2 protein-coding genes and 1 pseudogene are annotated in these 4,554 nt (G+C 75.3%); all 3 read right to left on the reverse strand.

What is annotated here, in order from left to right; all coding sequences use genetic code 11:
- Window positions 1-16: 16 nt before the first annotated feature.
- On the reverse strand, window positions 17-1,450 hold the full coding sequence (gene gndA, locus E1265_RS33940; protein ID WP_132934797.1) for an NADP-dependent phosphogluconate dehydrogenase: 1,434 nt from the start codon (window positions 1,448-1,450) through the stop codon (window positions 17-19).
- 92 nt (window positions 1,451-1,542) lie between these two features.
- Window positions 1,543-3,237, reverse strand: coding sequence for a tetratricopeptide repeat protein (locus E1265_RS33945; RefSeq protein ID WP_132934798.1), 1,695 nt, complete (start codon window positions 3,235-3,237; stop codon window positions 1,543-1,545).
- Between the two features lie 30 nt (window positions 3,238-3,267).
- Window positions 3,268-4,554, reverse strand: a pseudogene (locus E1265_RS33950) (hypothetical protein); the annotation flags it as partial.

The following is a 4,554-nucleotide window of genomic DNA, read 5'->3' on the forward strand; positions in this document are numbered from 1 at the left end:
CCGCCGGCCCTGCCGGCTACGCCTCGTGCTCGGTGCGGTCCTCGCCCCAGAGGGTGTGGAAGGAGCCCTCGCGGTCGACCCGCTGGTAGGTGTGGGCGCCGAAGTAATCCCGCTGGCCCTGCACCAGCGCCGCCGGCAGCCGGCCGGCGCGCAGCGCGTCGTAGTAGGCGAGCGCGGCCGAGAAGCCGGGCGCCGGCACGCCGAGCGCCGTGGCCTGCGAGACCACGTGCCGCCAGCCCACCTGGGCGTCCCGCAGCGCCTCGGTGAACGTCTCGTCCGCCAGCAGCGTCACCGGCGCCCCGCCGCGGTACGCCTCGCGGATGCGGTTCAGGAACCGGGCCCTGATGATGCAGCCGCCGCGCCAGATGGTGGCCATCGTGCCGAGGTCGAGGTCCCAGCCGTACTCCGCGCTGCCGGCCTGCATCAGGTGCCAGCCCTGCGCGTAGGCCACGATCTTGGAGGCGTAGAGCGCCTGCTCCACGCTGTCCGCGAACCGGGCCGCGTCGTCCGGGTGCAGCTCGGGCCGCAGCGGCCCGGGCAACGAGTGCGCTGCCTCGCGCAGGTCGGCGTGGCCGGAGAGCGCGCGGGCGAACACCGCCTCCGAGATCCCGGAGACCGGCACGCCCAGGTCGAGCGCGGTCTGCACGGTCCAACGGCCGGTGCCCTTCTGCTCGGCCCGGTCGGCCACGATGTCCACGAAGGGCCGACCGGTGTCGGCGTCGGTGTGCGCCAGCACCTCGGCGGTGATCTCGATCAGGTAGGAGTCGAGGCGGCCGGTGTTCCACTTGCGGAAGATCTCGGCGATGTGCGCCGGCTCGTACCCGGCGACCTTGCGCAGCAGGTCGTACGACTCGGCGATCAGCTGCATGTCGGCGTACTCGATGCCGTTGTGCACCATCTTCACGAAGTGGCCGGCGCCGTCCGGGCCGATGTGCGCGCAGCACGGCTCGCCGTCGACCTGGGCCGCGATGCTCTCCAGCAGCGGGCCGAGCGCCTGGTAGGACTCGGCGGAGCCGCCCGGCATGATGCTCGGGCCGTTGAGCGCGCCCTCCTCGCCGCCGGAGATGCCGCAGCCCACGAAGTGCAGCCCGCGCTCGCGCAGCGCCGCCTCGCGCCGCCTGGTGTCCTGGTAGTGCGCGTTGCCGCCGTCCACGATCATGTCGCCCGGTTCCAGGAGTGGCGCGAACTCGTCGATCACCGCGTCCGTCGGGGCGCCCGCCTTGACCATCACCACGAGACGCCTGGGGCGCTCGAGCGAGGCGACGAACTCCTCGGCCGTCTCGGCAGGTACGAAGTCACCCTCGTGGCCGTAGGCGGCCACCAGGTCCCATGTCCTGGTCGCGGTCCGGTTGTGCACGGCGACGGTGTGACCGTGCCTCGCGAAGTTCCGGGCCAGGTTCCGCCCCATCACCGCGAGTCCGGTGACGCCGATCTGGGCCTGCCGCGCCATGTCATCAACTCCTGTAATCAAGCTGGTCCCACCCGTGCCCCCATGCAACCAGTGTTACGGCCGATCGCAACCGGTGCGTGAGACAAAAACTCTCAGCCGACCTGGTGTGAATCCGGACGAGTGGCCGGTGGCCGGCGTGGCGGGACGATCTCCGGATCGAGCTCGTCGAGCCCCGCCCGGGCCCTGCGGTGTCGCAGCTCGGCCTCGGCGGTGGCCAGCTCGCCCTCGAAGACGCCCGGCCAGTCGGCCCGCAGCCGGCGGTAGCGGCGCACCTGCTCCTGGGCGGCGTCCAGCGCCTCGGCGTGCCGTTCGACGCCGACGAGGCTCGCGGCCAGGTTGCCGAGGGCGTGGGCGAGCTCCGGCTCGTGGGCGGGACTCGCCCGGTGGGCCGCGCGGAGCAGCTCGACGGCCTCCTCGTCGGCGGCCAGCGACTCGTCCCAGCGACGCAGCCGGTACGCCCGCACACCGAGCCCGAGCAGAGCCCTGGCCAGCTGGGGCCGGTGGACCTCGGGGGCGCGTGCCACCAACCGGCGGCTGACCGCGACGGCCTCCTCGTCCCTGACGATCGCCTCCGCCTCCCGCTCGAGCCGCGACAGGTCGCTGGCGACACACACCAGGACGTGGGCGAGGTCCGCCTCGCGCCGCTCCAAGTCCGCGGCGGCCAGAGACCTGGTCAGCCGCAGCGCCTCATCGTCGGCCACCAGCGCCTCCTCCGGCCGGCCGAGCTCGGTCAGCACGGAGCCGAGCTTGACCAGGGCCCGCGGCAGGTCCTCCTCGTGGGCCACGGGGTTCTCGGCCGCCAGCCGGCGGAGGATCGCCACCGACTCGGTGAACACCGGCAGCGCCTCCTCGTGCCGGCGGAGCCGGTGCAGGTCGGTGCCCAGGTAGCCGAGCGCCTGGGCCAGATCGGCCTCGTGTCGGTCCGGGTCGCCGACCACCAACTCCCGCAGGATCGCCACGGCCTCCTCGTCGACCGCCAGCGCCTCGGCCCAGCGACCCAGGCTCGTCAGGTCGACGCCGGCGCACATCAACGCCTGTGCCAGGCGGGACAGATGCTCGTCGGGCAGCTCCGCCACCAGCCGCCTGGCCAGGGCCACGGCCTCCTCGTCCACCGCCAGCGCCGCACGCCAGTGCGCCTCGCGGGACAGTTCCACGCCGAGGTTGCGCAGGGCGTCCACCAGGTGGTGGCCGTGGCGTGCGAAGTCCTCGTCCGCCAGGTCGCGCACGAGGTCGAGCGCCTCGCGGGTGACCGCAAGGCCTTCCTCATGTCGGCCGAGCCGGTTCAGGTCGACGCCCAGGTTGCTCAGGCTCCTGGCCAGCTCGGCGGCGTGGCTCTCCGGGGCTTCGGCGAACAGCTCCCGCAGGATCGCCACCGCCCGCTCGTCGACGGCCAGCGCGGCCGACCACTCGCCGACCGCGGACAGCCGCACCCCGTGGTCGCCGAGCCGCTGGGCGCGCGCCAGCGGCTCGTCGTCCGGCAGGTCGAGCAGCCGGCCGGTGACGGCGGCCGCGGTGTGCACCAGGGCGTGCGTCGGGTAGGGGATCCGCCGGGCCAGCTCGATGAGCTCCGCGGGCGGGAGCTCGCAGGCCAGCACGGCGTCGGCCACCGCCCGGTCGATGGGGCCGGCTCCCGCGTGGGCCACCTCGACGGCCACTGGCAGCAACCGGCTCGGGACCTCGGCGATCACCGCGGTCACCGTGCCGAGCGCGCTCGGCGTGTGCTGGGCGGCCCTGGCGAGCAGGGTGAGCAGCCGGGTGGCCCGGTCGGGGCCCGTCTGGGACGACATCGTCGAAGCCTCCTTCGTGGCCGGTGGTGCTCAGGGCGCCAGCGCGGCGGCGACGACGGCCGCCCGCAGCGGTGCGCTCGCGGCCAACTGGTCGGCGACATAGCGCTCGACGAGCCGGCCGGGCAGGTGCGGATCGAGCCACGCGTTGGCGCGCTGCGGATAGGCCTCGCGCAGCCACTCGGCGAGCCGCCGCATGGTGTCCGGGCTGTGCCGGGGCAGGCCGGGGAAGTGGCCGAGCAGCGCCACCGCCTCGTCCAGGTCGCCGGCGCCGAGCACCGTGGCGGCCACGATCGCCGAGCGCAGCGCGGACCTGGAGAGGGTGAGGCCGGTCTCGGCGGCGCTCCGCTCCCACCAGGACTCCTCGTCGGCGAACAGCCGCCGCACGCCGTCGTCCACCGTGACCTGACCCGTCTGGCCCCGCACGGTGGCGACGGCCGCCGCCGCGTGGAGCATCAGCAACTGCGCCGGGCCGGACGGCGGCGTCAGCGTGGCGGCGGGCGGCGCCGTGCCGAAGCGGCGCGCGAAGTACCGCCCGGCCTGGTCGAACAGCTGCGCCTGGTCCTGTCCGGTGACGGCCAGTGGGTCGAGCACGACCCCGGCCGCCGGCGGCAGCTCCCTGGCCGCCTCGCGTGGCAGCCCGGCCCGCAGCCGCGCCCACCACTCGCCGAACTCGCGGGCCGCGAGCACCACCCGCGCCTCGGCGTCGCCGGCCGCCAGCGTGGTGAGCAGCGCGGGCAGCTCGGGCCGGGTGTCCGCGTCGTCGACGAACAGCACCACGGGACGCTCCCAGGCCGCCGCCGCGGCCACCGCCGCCGCCTCCCGACCGCGCCGCGCCCAGCCGTGCACCGTCCCGGACCGCGCCAGCCGGTCGGCGCACTCCACAAGCAGCCGCGTCTTGCCGGCGCCCGGCCCGCCCGACACCAGCGTCACCCGCCGGCCGTCAGGACCGGCGCCCCGGCACCAGCCGAGCAGCGCCCGCAGCTCGCCGTCCCGGAGCCGGTTGAAGCCGACCACTCGATGCTCGGGGTTGAGTGCCGCGAGCACGCTGTTGCCCAGGGCCGCCTCCTCGGGCCCCGGCCCCTGGGCGACCGCGTTCGCCCAGGCCGTGCGGCGGGCGACGCCGGCCGCGTGTCGCTCCCACAGCGCCGTGCCGGCCGCCGTCAACGACCCGGAGGAGAGCCCGAGTACCAGGGCGAGCCACCAGGGCACGAAGCCGGCCAGCGCGCTGCCGGCCCCCGCTGTCATCAGCACGCCGCTCATCGCCGCCAGCGCCCACGGCGAGCGCCGCCACCACCGCCCACCCCGACCGTTCGTCAT

The organism is Streptomyces sp. 8K308 (assembly GCF_004348315.1).
GTDB lineage: Bacteria > Actinomycetota > Actinomycetes > Streptomycetales > Streptomycetaceae > Streptomyces.